The 16,544-nt window shown below is 49.6% G+C and carries 10 protein-coding genes; 7 read left to right on the forward strand and 3 right to left on the reverse strand.

The window, feature by feature from the left end; genetic code table 11:
• Window positions 1-624: 624 nt before the first annotated feature.
• Entirely contained in the window at window positions 625-2,556 is a 1,932-nt protein-coding gene (locus LZP69_RS02545) for a S9 family peptidase (protein ID WP_234198609.1), read from the forward strand.
• A 187-nt stretch (window positions 2,557-2,743) separates the two neighbouring features.
• Here the strand turns inward: LZP69_RS02545 and recN are convergent, their stop codons facing one another.
• The 3 genes from recN to barA form a co-directional block, all read right to left on the reverse strand.
• Entirely contained in the window at window positions 2,744-4,408 is a 1,665-nt protein-coding gene (gene recN / locus LZP69_RS02550) for a DNA repair protein RecN (protein WP_234198610.1), read from the reverse strand.
• Window positions 4,409-4,788: 380 nt separating this feature from the next.
• Window positions 4,789-5,388: a YjaG family protein gene (locus tag LZP69_RS02555; protein ID WP_234198611.1), complete on the reverse strand. Its 600-nt coding sequence runs from the start codon at window positions 5,386-5,388 to the stop codon at window positions 4,789-4,791.
• Entirely contained in the window at window positions 5,381-8,173 is a 2,793-nt protein-coding gene (gene barA / locus LZP69_RS02560; protein WP_234198612.1) for a two-component sensor histidine kinase BarA, read from the reverse strand. Before barA ends, LZP69_RS02555 begins: the two co-directional genes overlap by 8 nt.
• 98 nt (window positions 8,174-8,271) lie before the next feature.
• Here barA and rlmD point away from each other — a divergent pair, with 98 nt between their 5' ends.
• The 6 genes from rlmD (at window position 8,272) to ftsB (ending at window position 16,508) form a co-directional block, all read left to right on the forward strand.
• Entirely contained in the window at window positions 8,272-9,603 is a 1,332-nt protein-coding gene (gene rlmD, locus LZP69_RS02565; protein WP_234198613.1) for a 23S rRNA (uracil(1939)-C(5))-methyltransferase RlmD, read from the forward strand.
• 168 nt (window positions 9,604-9,771) lie between these two features.
• Window positions 9,772-12,021 (forward strand): GTP diphosphokinase, encoded by a 2,250-nt coding sequence (relA, locus tag LZP69_RS02570; RefSeq protein ID WP_234198614.1) that lies wholly within the window; start codon window positions 9,772-9,774, stop codon window positions 12,019-12,021.
• Between the two features lie 95 nt (window positions 12,022-12,116).
• Window positions 12,117-12,935, forward strand: coding sequence for a nucleoside triphosphate pyrophosphohydrolase (mazG, locus tag LZP69_RS02575; protein ID WP_234198615.1), 819 nt, complete (start codon window positions 12,117-12,119; stop codon window positions 12,933-12,935).
• 109 nt (window positions 12,936-13,044) lie between these two features.
• Window positions 13,045-14,682 carry a CTP synthase gene (locus LZP69_RS02580; RefSeq protein WP_234198616.1) on the forward strand — a complete coding sequence of 546 codons (1,638 nt, stop codon included), beginning with the start codon at window positions 13,045-13,047 and terminating at the stop codon, window positions 14,680-14,682.
• A gap of 130 nt (window positions 14,683-14,812) precedes the next feature.
• Window positions 14,813-16,108 carry a phosphopyruvate hydratase gene (gene eno / locus LZP69_RS02585; protein WP_234198617.1) on the forward strand — a complete coding sequence of 432 codons (1,296 nt, stop codon included), beginning with the start codon at window positions 14,813-14,815 and terminating at the stop codon, window positions 16,106-16,108.
• Window positions 16,109-16,208: 100 nt separating this feature from the next.
• Window positions 16,209-16,508 carry a cell division protein FtsB gene (gene ftsB / locus LZP69_RS02590; protein ID WP_234198618.1) on the forward strand — a complete coding sequence of 100 codons (300 nt, stop codon included), beginning with the start codon at window positions 16,209-16,211 and terminating at the stop codon, window positions 16,506-16,508.
• Window positions 16,509-16,544 lie beyond the last annotated feature (36 nt).

The following is a 16,544-nucleotide window of genomic DNA, read 5'->3' on the forward strand; positions in this document are numbered from 1 at the left end:
GAGATAATCTGGTTTATTGCCTAAATTCTCTCGGGATCGCTGTTTTATCCCACCGCTAGTTTTAGATGGTACATCTAGCAAGCGTTGCTATATCGCCCCTCGCTTTGATTAAGTCCACGGATTTCCCTCTGCTGAATTTCTTTAGGTCTCCTTCGTCTCTGGCTTTATTTACTCTAGTAATAACGCTGGTCATATCCGCTCTTGGTCCCATTAGCTTTGATCCAGAATAAACACTTAATTAAAGCCTGAATGTTTACTAATTTGTTAATTTTGCAGGGCAAACTGACAAAGTTCAGAATCGCTAAGGCATTTAGATCGAGGGTGAATAATCTAACAATAAGTGGCTGATAAAATTAATTTTGATAAAAATCTTGCAAAAAGTACCTTAGGTACATAATGTGGGTATGCTACGAATGCCCTATGGGTGTCGCGAGCTTGATCACAAAAAAACAACAAAGTATGGGTCCGTGTTATTGGTACTTACAGCACCCATAACGAGTCATTCGCCTAGATGTCAGTCGGCGAATACCTGCCCTTTTGAGGGATGATTTTTATCAGTTGAGGGAAATTATGATACACAAGACGAGAAGGTATCTTTTACCATCGCTAATGCTAAGTGGTTTAATGTTAAGCACACATGTACTTGCTGGGAATCAAGCACTTGATAATGATATTCCTTTGGTGGCGCCGGATAAACCTAAGTTGCAAGATAAAGGCGCCTTGGCACAATATGCCGCAAAGGCTGAGAAGATCATCAATGTGTATTCAGATTCTTACCCCTCCTATAGCCAAGATGGTCGCAGCGTTTTTTTCGTCTCAGATCGCAGCGGTAATAGTCAGCTATACAAGTCCGACTTAAGTGACCCTAGCGCGCCACCAAAGCGGCTTACCCAGTTATCTGAGCGAGTAAAGGATCCTGTCCATTTGTCCGGTGAAAATGCCCTGATCTTCAGCTCAGATAAGGGAGCAAATGAGCTGTGGTCGATTTTTAAATTAAACCTCGACAACGGTAAGATAGCTGAATTGACGCCAGGTGAAAGCATGCAGCGCGACGCCCCCATAGTGCCAGAACTGGGCAAAGGGCAAATGTTTTATTCTGCGCGTAACATAGGAAAGATTGAGAGCTATCTTTATACCCAATCGGTCAAAGTGGGCTCCACACCGCGTAAATTCTGGACAGGTACTGGCCCGAGTGTCTTGCTTGACGTCAGTCGCGATGGTCAATATGCGTTGGCGGAAACCTTCAAGAGCGTCAGTAGTGCCGAATTGTTTCTGATTAATACTGACACTGGCGATGCTCGAAAAATTTACCCGCGCGAAGGGCACACTGCCATGTTTCAGTCAGGCAGTTTTTCTAAGGATGGTTCTCGCATTCTGTTACCGACCGATGATGGGGGTGAACAGGGGATCTTATTAGCCTTAGATCATCAGGGAAAAGAGTTAGCCCGTTATACGGAAACTCTTTCAAATGTCGGTAGATTGTTGGGTGTTTCCGTTTCGCCGGATGATAAACAGCTTGTCGTCGGGTTTGATGCAGGTGACCATACTGAGCTGCGTATTTTAGATGCTAACACACTCAAACCTATCATGACGCCGACACTACCTTTCGGTACGGGCGGAGCGCTAGGCTTCTCTCCAGATGGCAAAAACGTGTTAGTCAATTGGTCAACGCCTGAATCACCTGCCGACATCTATCAGTTTGATATTGCCTCGGGCAAGATGACAGTCTTGATGAGTACAGTGAAGCCAGGGCTGGAGGAACTGCCGCCTTTGACGACAGAAAGAGTGGAGATCCCCGCTTTTGATGGCGGCAAGATCCCTATGTTGGTATACCGCTCTCCTACGGCTAAAGGGCCTCTACCTGTGATAGTCTTTTTCCATGGTGGGCCAGCTTACGCCTCTAAAGCCCGTTGGGAGCCTATATTGCGCTACTTTACCTCCATTGGATATGCCTATGCCGAACCGAATATCAGAGGATCCACTGGTTATGGCCGCGCCTATGAACAGGCGGATAATGGGCCTAAGAAAGTTAATGTATTTAAAGATATGAGATCTGTTGCCACTTGGATTGGTCAGCAGCCATGGGCAGATAAGAATCGTCTGGTGATTGCTGGGCAAAGTTATGGCGGCTTTATCACGCTTTCTGGTGTCGCACGTCAAAGCGATCTTTGGGCCGCGGGTGTGGATAAATACGGCCCGCCGGATCTGCTCTCCTTGATCAAAAAAACCTCTGGCGCCATACGTGCTGTGGCGGGTCAAGAATATGGTGTTGTCGGCAAGGATGATGAGTTTTTGTTAGCCTTGTCGCCTATCTCACACTTGGACAAAATTGCCGTTCCGCTTTTTGTCTATGCAGGTGCCAACGATCCCCGCGTACCACGCTCTGAATCTGACATGATAGTCGCTGCGATGCGTGCTAAGCAGTTGCCGGTAGAATATATGGTTGCCGATAATGAAGGTCACTCAATGGTACGCAAGGAAAACCAAATTGAGTTTTTATCCAGAGTGACTTTGTTCCTGGAGCAAAACCTGTCGTTCAGCGGCAAGAGTAAATAACATGCTAAGTGGTATGTGACTGTGTGATTTGAGGTTGCAGATCATTAAGGTTTAACTTTGATACTCTTATGTGTCTTAAAAATCCGCTTCAGTCGAAGCGGATTTTTTATTGGCTAGCATAAATATGAATCGAGGCAACCATCATTACCAGTAGCGCAACAAGAGTGGCGATGGCTGCCAGCCAAGATCAGTGCTGTAACAGCTCTTTGGCGTTGGCGAGCGTATTATTGGTGATAGTATCGCCCCCAAGCAGGCGTGCTAACTCTTCGATACGCTGATCTCTGTCCAGTGGCACCATAGAGGTTTCTGTCTGGCCAGCCTTACTCTGTTTATTGACGAACATATGCTGGTGGCCGTTACCCGCCACTTGTGGCAGATGGGTCACACAGAGCACTTGGGTAGACTCACCTAAAGAGCGCAGCATCTTACCCACCACAGCGGCTGTTGGGCCTGAGATGCCCACATCCACTTCATCGAAGATCAGGGTCGGGGTTGCCACTTTCTTGGCTGTGATCACCTGAATACCTAATCCGATCCGCGATAGTTCACCGCCGGAGGCGACTTTTGAGATGGCTTGCAGAGGCTGACCTGGGTTGGTGGTCACCTGAAACTCTATGGTGTCGCAGCCGTTTGGCGACATGATTTCAGGATTGAACTGCAGATCGATAACGAATTTCCCCTTAGGCATACTCAATTCATGAATCGATTGGGTCACCTGTTTGTCCAGTTCTTTGGCATAGCGCCTGCGGCTCTGACTGAGTTTCTGGGCATGTTCCAGATAACTTTGCTGACAGCTCTGCAGCTGCTCACCTATTTCCGTGAGCTTCTCTTCATCCGAATCTAAGGTGCTGAGCTCAGTGCACAGTGCCTGATGGTGTTGATAAAGCTCAGAGGGCGGTATATGGTGCTTACGGGCCAGCTGCATGATTTTCGACAGGCGCTGCTCCAGGTAAGCGAAATGGTCGGGATCTAGCTCGAGTCTATCCAGATAACGCTGCAGCTCACTGCTGCTTTCCTGCACCTGGATCAGTGCATCATTGAGCATAGTGCCTATGGTTTTTAGCTCAGGATCGTAACTTTCCAGATCTATCGCCTGATCTATCGCCTGATTGAGTATGGTCTCGGCGCTGGCTTGCTCATCATTGTCCTGCAACAGATAGAGGGCATGCTGACAGGTCTGGATCAGTGCTGTGCTGTTAGCGAGCCGTTTATGCTCGGCTTCAATCTCTTCAAACTCGGTTTCCCCAAGATTGAATTCATTGAGTTCTTCCACCTGATATTGCAAGAGTTGCTTACGGGCGATGCGCTCATGTTGTGATTGCTGCAGCTGTGCCAGTTCCTGTTCGATTATCTTATAGCGCTGATAACTGGCGCTGACACCATCTAACAGCAGGCGGTGATTGGCATAGCTGTCGAGCAGGGTCAGTTGATGCTCACTCTTTAGCATGGCATGGTGTGCATGCTGACTATGAATACCGATTAGCAGCTGACCTAAGGCGCGCATCTGTGAGAGGGGAACAGGATTACCATTGATATAGGCCCGAGAGCGGCCGTCACTGCTAATAGTGCGCCGTAAGATACATTCATCGTCTAGCTCAAGGTCGTTATCTTCAAGCCAACGCTTTGCCAGTGGGATATCAGTTAATGAGAATCGGGCGCTGACCTCGGCCTTGCTGGCGCCGGGTCTGACGCTGTTGGCTTCGACACGATTGCCTAAACATAAGCCTAGGGCATCGATGGCGATGGACTTACCAGCACCGGTTTCCCCGGTAATGCTGGTCATGCCAGCTTTAAAGTCGAGTTCTAAGAAGCGGACAATGGCAAAGTTGTTGATGCTGAGCTGACAAAGCATGATGACATCCTTTTACAAAGTACTGTATTAATGCACAGTATATACTGAATTTTTATACAGTAAATACCTGTCTGCATTTTACCCGCTAAAATTTTAGTGCCGCGTTTCTTATTGGGGAGAAATCTATTGCAACTATATGATTAAATTACTTTTATAAAGGAGTGATTGCAAACAGATGTGAGTAAGGAGGGATCCTTAGAAGAGTCGCTATTTCAAAAGCCTTGAGAGTGTCTGGACTAGTACAGATAAGAGAAGCCAGGGGCTTCTCTTATCACAGTCTGAACAGCCTGAATTGGCTGATTACTAATGGAAGTGTAATTGCAAGTGCCAAGTGCAAGTGACGCTTAGGCTCTAGTTCTGGCTCTTGCTTAGCTTTAGCCTTAACCTAGGCTGATGCCCAGATTGGAAACGCCGGACTGGATTATCTCTTTACGCAGCGCCTTAACGAAATCGGCGTTGATCTTCGGGTTCTCTTCGATGATCTCCAGCAGCGATGCCTGCAGGGCTTTCTCCTCCTGCATCACCTCATGGTTGAAGATGAAGTCATCGAGCTCCTCTTCGCTCATCTCATTCTCTATGGTGGCTTCGATATAGTTCGCCACTGTGCTGGAAGAGAGTTTGCTGATATTGATGATATCGTCTTCCACCTTGCTTTGCAGGGCGCTGAGCAGGGCGGTGATGGCGACTACCGCATCCATGGCTGGATACACACCGTAAACATTGAACTGGCTGGGCTCAGGGGTGTTCATATCGAGGCGTTCCAGATAGAGATCGATATTCAGCTTGAGTTTGCTGTCGTACATGGATTGCCATAGGAGGTTTAATGCCGTATCCAGTACTTGGGGATCGCCAAACTCGCACACTTCGCTGAACAGCTGGTAGTTAGGATACATACGCTGGCACAGCGCGATGGCAAACAACTTTTTCTGCTCCAGCTCGAGTGCTTTCAATCGTTTGAAGAAACCGGGTTTATTACTCATTGCTTACATCCATAGATAACTGGGAGACGACTTGGTTAGCGGCAGATTCTACCTTAGAAAGCTCATCAAGTAACTCGAGTATTTCCGGTTCTACCTCATCGATTGTTAAGCCCTTTTTCAGGGCCGATTCAATTTCGCGGCACAGGCGCTGCGTGGTGGGCACACCGCAGTAACAGGAAGCGCCATGGAGCTTATGCACTATGGCCAACATAGCCTGGTTATTCAATTGCTCCAGCGCATCGGTCAGATTGCTGCGGGTCTGTGGTATTGAGTCCAACAACATCTGCAGCATCTCCAGCGCGAGAGAGACTTTATTGTTGGCCTGGGTCAAACACAGATCCCAGTTGAGTGTATGTTGGTCGAAATGGGTGAATTTAGGGCGGACCTTCCAGCGATTGATCACGCCTCTAAGCGCCGCCTCGTCAATAGGCTTAGGCAAGTAACCATCCATGCCGCTGTTGTTGATCCGCTCGCGCTCTTCGGCAATCGCATGGGCTGTGACCGCAATAATCGGGGTGTGGCGATTGAGAGAGTGTTCCCTTATCTGCTTGGTGGCACTAAAACCATCTGTGCCTGGCATCTGAATATCCATGAAGATCAAATCGAAACTGCGCTGTTTGGCTATCTCCACCGAGCTCTGACCGTTGTCACAGACATTGACCTGGGTAACCAGCTCATCGAGCAGTGTCTTAATCAGTTTCAGGTTAGCGGGATTATCATCCACCGCTAGGACTCTTAGTGGCTCGCGGCTGATATCCCGGATTTTCTCCACCGGCTTAGGCAGGTAAGGGGCCTTATGGGGATTGATCAAGGCGACGGCCAGGGTGCGCTCGCCAACGGGAGCGTTGAGCAGCTTATCGACATTGGGCTGAATAAGGTTCATCAAATCTGCGCTCTTATCGCTATTACACAGATAGAGTGTGTAGTCGCTCACCTGATTGACGGTTTTTAACAATCGCACCAAATTCGGACTGTGTACCAGTTCGCTGGAGCTGAGCATGGCGTAATTAAAATGCTGCAGTTTATCTTCGAGAAGCTGGCCAAGTTGCTCCAGACTCGTTACTGTCGTGACCTGCATTCCCCAGTGTTTGAATAGCCTCTCATGAACGGCGCGTGACAGGGGAAGGGTCTCAAACAGTAAGATAGAACGATCTTTGAGCGTTGCAATCTCTAATGTCTGACTGATGGGATAGTCGCTGATCTTAAGAGGCAAGGTAAACCAGAAGGTTGAGCCTTTATTGGGGCTGGAGATACAACCTATCTGCCCACCCATCTGGTTGATTAAACGTTTTGTGATGATAAGTCCAAGGCCTGTGCCGCCAAAACGTCTGGAAATAGAGGAGTCGGCCTGACCAAAGGCCTGGAACAGCTGTCCCTGGTGATGCTTATCTATGCCAATGCCGGTATCCGTGACCTCGCAGCGAATGTTTATCTGCTCGCTACTGCTGTTGGTCAGGGTCATCTTGAGATGCACGCTGCCCTTATCGGTGAATTTTATCGCGTTACCCACCAGGTTGGTCAGCACCTGGCTGACTCTTAAGGCATCCCCTGAGAGGGTATCGTTAATCTGCGGATCGATATCGATAACCAGCTCCAGCGTTTTCTCTTTGGCACTGTTGGCCAGCAGCGAAATGGTATCCTCCACCACTTCACGCAGGGAGAAGGGCTGGGTCTCCAGCACCATCTTGCCCGCTTCCAGTTTAGAAAAGTCGAGGATGTCGTTGATGATATCCAGCAGGTTGCTGGCACTTTTCTCTATGGTCTTGATGTAATCTTGCTGGCTGGCATGCAGCGGGGTTTTTAGTAGCTGTTTGGCAAAGCCAATCACGCCATTCAGGGGCGTTCTCAGTTCATGGGACATGTTGGCTAAGAACTCAGACTTAATTCGGCTGGCCTCCTGCGCCCGTTTCTTTGCCAGATCCAGCTCGACGTTTTGGATCTCTATCTGCTCTAAGGTTTCCCTCAGATCCGATGTTGCCTGATCGATATTCTGCTGCATCTCCTCATGGTAATCCGACAGGGAGAGCGCCATGGCATTAATGCCGCGTTTGAGTAGATCCAGCTCACCAATGAGATTGCCATCGACCCGGGTATCGAGCTTGCCTTCACGTATCTTGGCTACTACCCGCACCATATCGGTAATGGGCTGGGTGACGTTTTTTACCAGGCGGAAGGTAAACAGCAGGTTTAGCTGTACGCCGATGAGCACAATAATAAAGGCGGCCACTGCGGCTCGGTGTTGCTCTAGCAGGGCATTTTCCTTATTGATAAGGACGGCGATATAACCGAGCCGAGTCGAATCATCCTGCCCATTGGTGCTGGCGCCCCTTGTGGTAACGATAAAATCCCGCTGGGTCGAGAAGATGGGACTGCGCATTATGATGCTGTCACCAAAGGGTTCCACTTGGGTATTAATCAGTTCGGTTATCGGCTGGCTAAAGCGCATGAACTCATGGCTTTTATAGTGATGGGAGGTAACGATAACTCGGTTATTGATATCAAATATGGCGATAAACTGCACCAGATTGGACTTGTTGAGCTGCGCCGAGGTGATAAGGCGTTTGGTGGTCTCGAAGTTTTTGGTTTCCAGGCTAATCTCGGCGGCGATAGCTAAAGGCTCGATAATGTTTTCGCCCCGCTCGATTAAGCTTTGTTCCAGCTCATAGAAGCGATTTATGGTAAAGTAGGTGCCAAGCAGAATACCAACTAAAATAGTGGGCGCTAACGCCAGCACAAGAACCCAGGCTCTCAGGCTGTATTTAGTCATATTCTCAGCACTATTCATTATCTTGGCTAATGTTTATCTGTGATTGATATAGGTTACCTTAGACTGCCAGACTTTGGGCAGTATTTACTAGTATTTTTATCGTTTTAGAGACAGAAATGGCGCAATTTTTTAAAGCTAAACCCAATAAGTCTAAGCAGATTTCCCCTAAGCAGAGTTTCGAGATCGAATCCCTAGATCACCTGGGGGCTGGAGTGGCCCATCATCAGGGAAAAATCGTGTTTATCGCCGGCGCCTTGCCTGGTGAAAGGGTGACAGCGCAGCTGGTTGAGCAAAAAAAACGCCATGCCAAGGGCAAGCTGCTGAAGATAGAGCGAGCCAGTAAGGAGCGAATTGCGCCACCTTGTCCCTACTATGGTCAGTGTGGTGGCTGCGATCAGCAGCATCTTGAGTTGGATAAACAGCGTCAATACAAAGGCCAGACTTTAGTCAATCTAATCGAAAAGATGGGGCAGACTCAGGTGGAGGAGATTGCCGAGCCTTTAGTGGGGGATGCCTGGCACTATAGACGTAAGGCGCGCTTGGCCACTCAATATCTACGCGAGACCAAAGAGTTAGTCTTAGGTTTTCGTGCCCTAGCAAGCGATAAAGTGGTCGGTATTGCGGCCTGCCCCGTGTTAGACGCTCAGTTATCTCAGTTGTTATCGCCTCTACAACAAACACTCAACTTGCTGTCGGCCAGGCGAAGCCTTGGTCATGTAGAGTTGATTGCGGTGGACTCAGGCCCCTTGGTTGTGCTGCGCATTACCCAGGCTTTGGGCGAGCAGGATAAAGGGAAATTGAGCGAGTTTGCTCAGCAGCATAGCGCAGCGCTGGTGCTGCTCGATGGTGACGGTCAGCTGGAAACCATAAGTGGCAGTGAAGCGCTGCCTTATTACCGTTTGGATGAGTGTCAGCTGAGCTTCGCGCCGGGCAGTTTTATCCAGGTCAATGGCGAGATGAATCGCAAGATGGTGACTCAGGCCATGAGTTGGCTGGATGTACAGAGCGGTGAGCGTGTACTGGATCTCTTCTGCGGTGTCGGCAACTTTACCCTGCCGCTGGCGAAAGCGGGCGCGCAGGTCATTGGCGTCGAAGGGGTTGAGGCCATGGTGGCTCAGGCAAAGCGTAATGCGGCGCAGAGCGGCATAGACAATGCGGCGTTTTATCATGCGGACTTGAGTGATGATATCGCCACCCAGCCTTGGCTTGTGCGCATAGATAAGCTGCTATTAGATCCGGCCAGAGCAGGTGCCTATGAAAGCCTGCAATGGCTTAAGAAGATGAAACCTAAGGCTGTGGTTTATATCTCCTGTAATCCGGTCAGTCTGGCGCGGGACTGTGAGCCTCTGCTTGAGCAGGGGTATCGACTCAAGAAGCTGGGACTGGTTGATATGTTTCCCCAGACCCATCATATCGAGGCCATGGCCCTGTTTGAATTAGCGAACTGAACTGGGAGCCAATTGAACAATCCTCGGGCCATTGCCAATTGACAATAGCAGGGGATTGTTCAAGATAGTGGCAGAAAGATTTTCTGTAGCAATACAAGCCTATTCTCCTAGAACACGGGCCCTAGGATACGGGCCTAACAAAGTAAGTAATTTAAGGACAATCATTAGATGGTATCGGTAAGAGAAGCACATTTTAATGACAAGGAATTTCAACTGGCCGAGTGGGTCGAGCGTTATCTGGACGATCCAAAGGAAGCCCAGTGTCTGCTCGAACTCATTAAGCAGGTGGAAGGCTTGGTCATTAAACATGATGCCGACAAGAAGCACGATGCCAGCAAAGCCAAGTCTACTAAGCCTGTAACAGAGAGCCATCTTAGCCAGCGTGCCAGAGAGATGATAGAGATACTGGCGCCGCTGAATATGGATATCGAAACCCTGCAGGCGGCAGTGATCTTCGTGGTATTCGATGCCAAAGTGATCACAGCTGAGCAGCTTGAAACTCTGTTTGGGCCTAAGTTAGCCGCGCTGGTCAACAGCGTGGTGACCATGAATGCCATCGGCGCCCTTAAGGTCAATGAGCAGAGCCGCAATGCCGAACCCCAAATCGATAATATCCGTCGCATGCTACTGGCCATGGTGGAAGATGTGCGCGCCGTGGTGATTAAACTGGCCGAGCGTATCTGTCTGCTAAGAGAGGTGAAAAATGCCGATGAGGAGACCCGGGTGCTTTTGGCGCGGGAGATCGCCGATATCTATGCGCCGCTGGCTAACCGCTTAGGCATAGGCCAGCTAAAGTGGGAGCTGGAGGATATCTCATTTCGCTATCTGCATCCTCAAATCTACAAGGATATTGCCAAGCAGCTGGATGGTAAGCGCCTGGATCGAGAGATCTACATAGATAACTTCGTTAACCAACTGCAACAGCGTCTCGATGACGATCAGATCCGTGCCAAGGTCTATGGTAGACCTAAACATATCTACAGCATCTGGAAGAAGATGCGCGGCAAAGATCTTAAGTTCGATGAACTGTTCGATGTGCGAGCTGTGCGCATTGTCACTGACAGACTACAGGATTGCTACGGCGCCCTAGGCGTGGTTCATACCCTCTGGCACCATATTCCCAAAGAGTTCGACGATTATGTGGCGAACCCTAAGCCCAATGGTTATCAGTCGATCCATACTGTAGTGGTCGGCCCCGAGGGGAAAACGGTCGAGATCCAAATTCGCACCGAGCAGATGCACGAAGATGCCGAGTTAGGTGTCGCGGCACACTGGAAATACAAAGAGGGCTCGACCGGTAAGCAGAGCGGCTATGAGGAGAAGATCAACTGGCTGCGTAAGATTCTGCAGTGGCAGGAGGATGTGGCCGAGAGTGGCAACCTGGTGGATGAGGTACGCAGTCAGGTCTTCGAGGATCGTGTCTATGTGTTTACCCCCAACGGCGATGTGGTGGACCTGCCTATGGGCTCCACCGTACTGGACTTTGCCTACTATATTCACTCTCAGGTAGGACACCGCTGCATTGGCGCTAAGGTCGATGGCCGTATTGTGCCTTTCACTTATCAGGTGGAAACTGGCGAGCGGGTGGAGATCATCACTTCCAAGCATCCCAATCCCAAGCGTGATTGGCTCAACCCTAACTTAGGCTATGTGAAGGCCTCGCGTACCCGCTCTAAGATTCAGCACTGGTTTAAGCAGCAGGACAGAGACAAGAATATTGTCGCTGGCCGCGAGATGCTGGAAGCCGAGCTGGCCCGCACTGGCCTGACGCTCAAAGATGCCCAGAGCGCGGTCGAGCGTTTTAACATGGTGGCCATGGACGATCTGCTGGCGGGGATTGGCGGCGGCGATGTGCGGCTTAATCAGGTGGTTAATCATGTGCAGAGCCGGCTCCGCAGCAAGGAGCTTTCGGAAGAGGAGGTGGTCGAAGATCTGCTCAAGAAGCACCAGGCCCGCAGTGAGCCTAAGAGCAAGGGACAAGTAGAGGTCAATGGTGTCGGTAACCTGATGAGCCATATTGCCAAATGCTGTCAGCCCGTGCCAGGCGATGAGATCACTGGCTTTATCACCAAAGGGCGGGGCATCTCGGTGCACAGAGCCGATTGCGAGCAGGTCAAAGAGTTGATGCGGGTGCATCCCGAGCGCACCGTGGAGGTGGTCTGGGGCGAAAACTACTCGGGGGGTTACCGTTTAAGGCTCAGGGTGCTTGCTCACGATCGCAGCGGCCTGCTGAGGGATATCACCTCAGTGCTCGCCGCCGAGAAGTGTAACGTGTTTGCCATGAGCTCCTCTTCGGATGTGAAAACCCAGACTGCGGCTATCGAGCTGGAGCTGGAGCTATACAACCTCGAGGGCTTATCCCGTGCCATTGCTAAGCTGTCGCAGGTCGACAGCGTCATAGAGGCAAGACGCCTCTAGTCTTGTCTGCTGCCAGTAAATTTATTTTAGATGTGACGAGTTAAGTATGATTTGACTCGTCCTTTTTATTTCATTCACTTTATTTGAGCTTGCCTATGACTTCTTCATCCTCTGACTCATCTTCAGATATTGCCCGCCTGCTTGAGATAATGGCAAAGCTTAGGGATCCCAAAACCGGTTGTCCTTGGGACAGGGCGCAGGATTATCAGTCTATCGTGCCTTTTACCCTGGAAGAGGCCTATGAAGTGGCCGATACCATAGAGCGTAACGCCCTCGATGAGCTACCGGGCGAGCTTGGCGATTTGCTGTTTCAGGTGATTTTTTATTGTCAGCTGGGAAAAGAGCAGGGGCTATTTGATTTTGAGCAAGTCGTGGAAAAAATCTGCCGCAAACTGACCGAGCGTCATCCCCATGTGTTTGGCGAGCTACCGCTGGCCAGCTCTCAGGAGGTGAAACAGACCTGGGAGAGCATCAAAGCTGGCGAGCGGGCTGGGCGCTCTTTGACCTCAGTGCTTGATGATATTCCCCTGAACCTGCCGGCACTGAGCCGCGCGGCCAAGATTCAAAGAAGAGTCGCAAGCCATGGGTTCGACTGGGCTGAACTTGAGCCTGTGGTGGCGAAAGTTCATGAAGAGATAGATGAAGTGCTGGCGGAGGTGCAGGTCAGTTCGCCCGACGCGACTCGGGTGCGCGAAGAGATGGGCGACTTGCTGTTTGCCGTGGTCAATCTGGCCCGGCATATCGGTGTCGATCCCGAGCAGGCATTGAGGCTCGCCAACAGTAAATTTGAGCGTCGCTTTCGCGGCGTCGAGGCGCTAGCGGCAGCATCGGGCAAGCCGCTTGCGCAGCACACCCTTGCACAATTAGACAGTTATTGGGAGCAGGTGAAGTTGGCCGAGAAGGCAAAAGGGTAAAATATATCGCTTTGTTGTTTGTCGAATTCCGTCGGCTTTGGTATAATAACGCCCCGTCCTAGTGCTTTCTTACAAGCACATATTTCCAACTCATTTTCTCAGGTTCAGCATGACTACAAGGTATATCTTCGTTACTGGTGGCGTGGTTTCATCACTAGGTAAAGGCATTGCAGCAGCATCTTTGGCAGCAATTTTAGAGGCAAGAGGCCTCAATGTAACCATTATGAAGCTAGATCCTTACATTAACTTGGATCCCGGTACCATGAGCCCAATCCAGCATGGTGAAGTATTCGTGACTGAAGATGGCGCTGAAACTGACCTCGACTTAGGTCACTATGAGCGTTTCATTCGCACTAAGATGAACCGCCGCAATAACTTCACCACGGGTCGTATCTACGAAGAGGTGTTGCGTAAAGAGCGTCGTGGCGACTACCTGGGGGCCACCATTCAGGTCATTCCACATATTACCAATGCCATTAAAGAAAAAGTGCTCGAGGGCGGCGAAGGCCATGATGTTGCTATCGTGGAGATAGGCGGCACTGTGGGCGATATCGAATCTTTGCCTTTCCTTGAGTCTATCCGTCAGTTAGGGGTTGAGCTGGGACGTGATCGCTCACTGTTTATGCATCTGACTTTAGTACCTTTCCTTGGCGCGGCTGGCGAAGTCAAAACCAAGCCGACACAACATTCGGTTAAAGAGCTGCGTTCTATCGGTATTGCGCCGGATGTACTGGTTTGCCGTGGCGATCGCGCCATTCCAACCAATGAGAAAGCGAAAATCTCCCTCTTCTGTAATGTGGAAGAGCGTGCGGTTATCTCTCTAAAAGATGTCGACAGTATTTACAAGATCCCTGCGCTATTGAAGGCGCAAGGTTTAGATGACTTAGTGACTAAGCGTTTTGGTATCGAGTGCAAAGAGGCGGACCTTTCTGAGTGGGAAAACGTGATTTATCAGGAAGCTAACCCAACGGGTGAGATCACCATAGGCATGGTAGGTAAGTACACTGAGCTGCCAGATGCCTATAAGTCAGTTAACGAAGCCTTAAAGCATGCCGGTCTGTTTAATCGCGTTTCAGTTAATATCAAATATATCGACTCTCAGACTGTCGAAGCTAAGGGCGTTGAAGTGTTAGCGGGTCTGGACGGTATCTTAGTGCCTGGCGGATTCGGCCAGCGCGGCGTCGAGGGTAAAATCCTGGCGGCGCAGTATGCCCGTGAAAACAAGCTGCCCTATTTCGGTATCTGTTTAGGTATGCAGGTGGCGCTGATTGAGTTTGCCCGTAATGTGGCTGGGCTCGAAAATGCGCACTCGACCGAGTTTAACCCTGAGACACCGCATCCAGTTGTGGGCTTGATCACTGAATGGATCGACGAAAAGGGTACGATCGAGCAACGTCATGAAGAGTCCGATTTAGGTGGCACCATGCGTTTAGGCGCTCAGCTTTGTCACTTAGTCGAAGGCACCAAGGCGGCGCAAGCTTATAAGGGCCTGACCTGTGTAGAGCGTCATCGCCACCGTTATGAAGTGAATAACACTTACAGAGATCGTTTAGAACAAGCTGGTCTAATCTTTAGTGGTCTGTCATCGGATCGTCAGCTGGTAGAAATTATTGAACTGCCTGATCACCCTTGGTTTGTGGCGGGTCAGTTCCACCCAGAATTTACATCAACCCCACGTGATGGTCAGCCATTGTTTGAAGGTTTCGTCGCCGCAGCGATCGCATTCCAGAAAAACGATTTAGGCTAACGATTAAAAATGAGCCGCTTCCAGATATGGAGGCGGCTTTTTTGTCTCATTTGATGTAAATTTAGGGATAAGAATTTTAGTTTTGTATTAACTTTTAAACTTGAATCTTAAACTTATAGTCGAGGAAATTATGGCTAAAATTATTAATGTCATTGGTCGTGAGATCATGGATTCTCGCGGTAACCCAACCGTTGAAGCCGAAGTTCATTTAGAAGGTGGTTTTGTCGGTATGGCGGCTGCGCCTTCTGGCGCCTCTACCGGTAGCCGTGAAGCACTGGAACTGCGTGATGGCGATAAAGGCCGTTACATGGGTAAAGGTGTATTGACTGCGGTAGCCAATATCAATGGTCAAATTCGTGAAGCACTAATCGGTAAAGATGCGACGGCTCAAGCTGAGCTTGATCAAATCATGATCGATCTTGACGGTACTGAAAACAAAGACAAGCTGGGCGCTAACGCTATCCTAGCCGTGTCTCTAGCTGCTGCTAAAGCCGCCGCCGCATTCAAAGGTATTCCTCTGTATGCCCATATCGCCGAGTTGAATGGCACCCCAGGCCAATACTCTATGCCAGTGCCTATGATGAACATCCTTAACGGTGGTGAGCACGCAGACAACAACGTCGATATTCAGGAGTTTATGGTTCAGCCTGTTGGTGCGAAAAACTTCCGTGAAGCACTGCGTATGGGCGCCGAAATCTTCCATAACCTGAAGAAAGTCCTTCAAGAGAAAGGCCTGAACACGGCTGTGGGTGACGAAGGTGGTTTTGCACCTAACCTGGCTTCAAACGCCGATGCGTTAGCTGTTATCAAAGTTGCCGTTGAGAAAGCCGGTTACAAGCTGGGTGAAGATGTGACTCTGGCGCTGGATTGTGCGGCATCTGAGTTCTACAAAAATGGTCAGTACGATCTGTCTGGTGAAGGCAAGGTATTTGACTCAAACGGCTTCTCTGACTTCTTAAAGTCATTGACAGAAGAGTACCCAATCGTCTCTATCGAAGATGGTTTGGATGAGTCAGATTGGGATGGCTGGGCTTATCAGACTCAAATTCTGGGTGATAAGATCCAACTTGTAGGTGACGATCTTTTCGTGACTAACACTAAGATCCTAAGCCGTGGTATCGAGAATAATATTGCTAACTCTATTCTGATCAAGTTTAACCAGATTGGTTCATTGACTGAGACTCTGGCGGCAATCCGTATGGCAAAAGATGCTGGCTACACTGCAGTTATCTCACATCGTAGCGGTGAAACTGAAGATGCGACCATTGCCGATTTAGCCGTTGGTACAGCGGCAGGCCAGATCAAGACAGGTTCTCTGTGTCGTAGTGACCGTGTTGCTAAGTACAACCAACTGCTGCGTATCGAAGAGCAGTTAGGCGAAAAAGCCCCTTATAACGGCCTTAGCGAGATTAAAGGTCAAGCATAACTGCGAAATAGACCTTAATTTATAAAAAGGCCACCACTTGGTGGCCTTTTTTGTTGTAATATCAATTTAGATTTTCTAACAGTAATAAAAACTTTATCGGATGAACCGTCTTCTACTCGCCATCTTAGCGCTACTCGGCCTGCTCCAATATCGACTCTGGGTGGGAGAGAACAGCTTGCCGGAATCTTTCCAACTGCAGGAGCAGATCCAGTTGCAGCAGGAGAGTAATGCCAAATTACTCGAGCGGAATCAGGTACTCAAAGAGGAGATCCTCGATCTTCGCCGCGGCACAGAGGCGATTGAAGAACGTGCTCGCAACGAGCTGGGTATGGTGAAACAGGGAGAGACGTTTTTTCGCGTAGTAGGAGAGCCACAAAGGGATGGCGATATTAATCGTTGATCTATTGCGGTTTACTTCAGTGGTTTTATGGCGGTT

Origin of the sequence: Shewanella sp. AS1 (genome assembly GCF_021412565.1) — a bacterium.
Classification (GTDB): domain Bacteria; phylum Pseudomonadota; class Gammaproteobacteria; order Enterobacterales; family Shewanellaceae; genus Shewanella.

What these genes read in the sequence shown, in the direction of transcription:
- relA (WP_234198614.1), top strand. Translation starts at nt 9,772, where the DNA reads ATGGTATCGGTAAGAGAAGCACATTTTAATGACAAGGAATTTCAACTG.
- rlmD (WP_234198613.1), top strand. Translation starts at nt 8,272, where the DNA reads ATGGCGCAATTTTTTAAAGCTAAACCCAATAAGTCTAAGCAGATTTCC.
- recN (WP_234198610.1), bottom strand. Translation starts at nt 4,408, where the DNA reads ATGCTTTGTCAGCTCAGCATCAACAACTTTGCCATTGTCCGCTTCTTA.
- eno (WP_234198617.1), top strand. Translation starts at nt 14,813, where the DNA reads ATGGCTAAAATTATTAATGTCATTGGTCGTGAGATCATGGATTCTCGC.
- ftsB (WP_234198618.1), top strand. Translation starts at nt 16,209, where the DNA reads ATGAACCGTCTTCTACTCGCCATCTTAGCGCTACTCGGCCTGCTCCAA.
- LZP69_RS02580 (WP_234198616.1), top strand. Translation starts at nt 13,045, where the DNA reads ATGACTACAAGGTATATCTTCGTTACTGGTGGCGTGGTTTCATCACTA.
- LZP69_RS02545 (WP_234198609.1), top strand. Translation starts at nt 625, where the DNA reads ATGTTAAGCACACATGTACTTGCTGGGAATCAAGCACTTGATAATGAT.
- barA (WP_234198612.1), bottom strand. Translation starts at nt 8,173, where the DNA reads ATGAATAGTGCTGAGAATATGACTAAATACAGCCTGAGAGCCTGGGTT.
- LZP69_RS02555 (WP_234198611.1), bottom strand. Translation starts at nt 5,388, where the DNA reads ATGAGTAATAAACCCGGTTTCTTCAAACGATTGAAAGCACTCGAGCTG.
- mazG (WP_234198615.1), top strand. Translation starts at nt 12,117, where the DNA reads ATGACTTCTTCATCCTCTGACTCATCTTCAGATATTGCCCGCCTGCTT.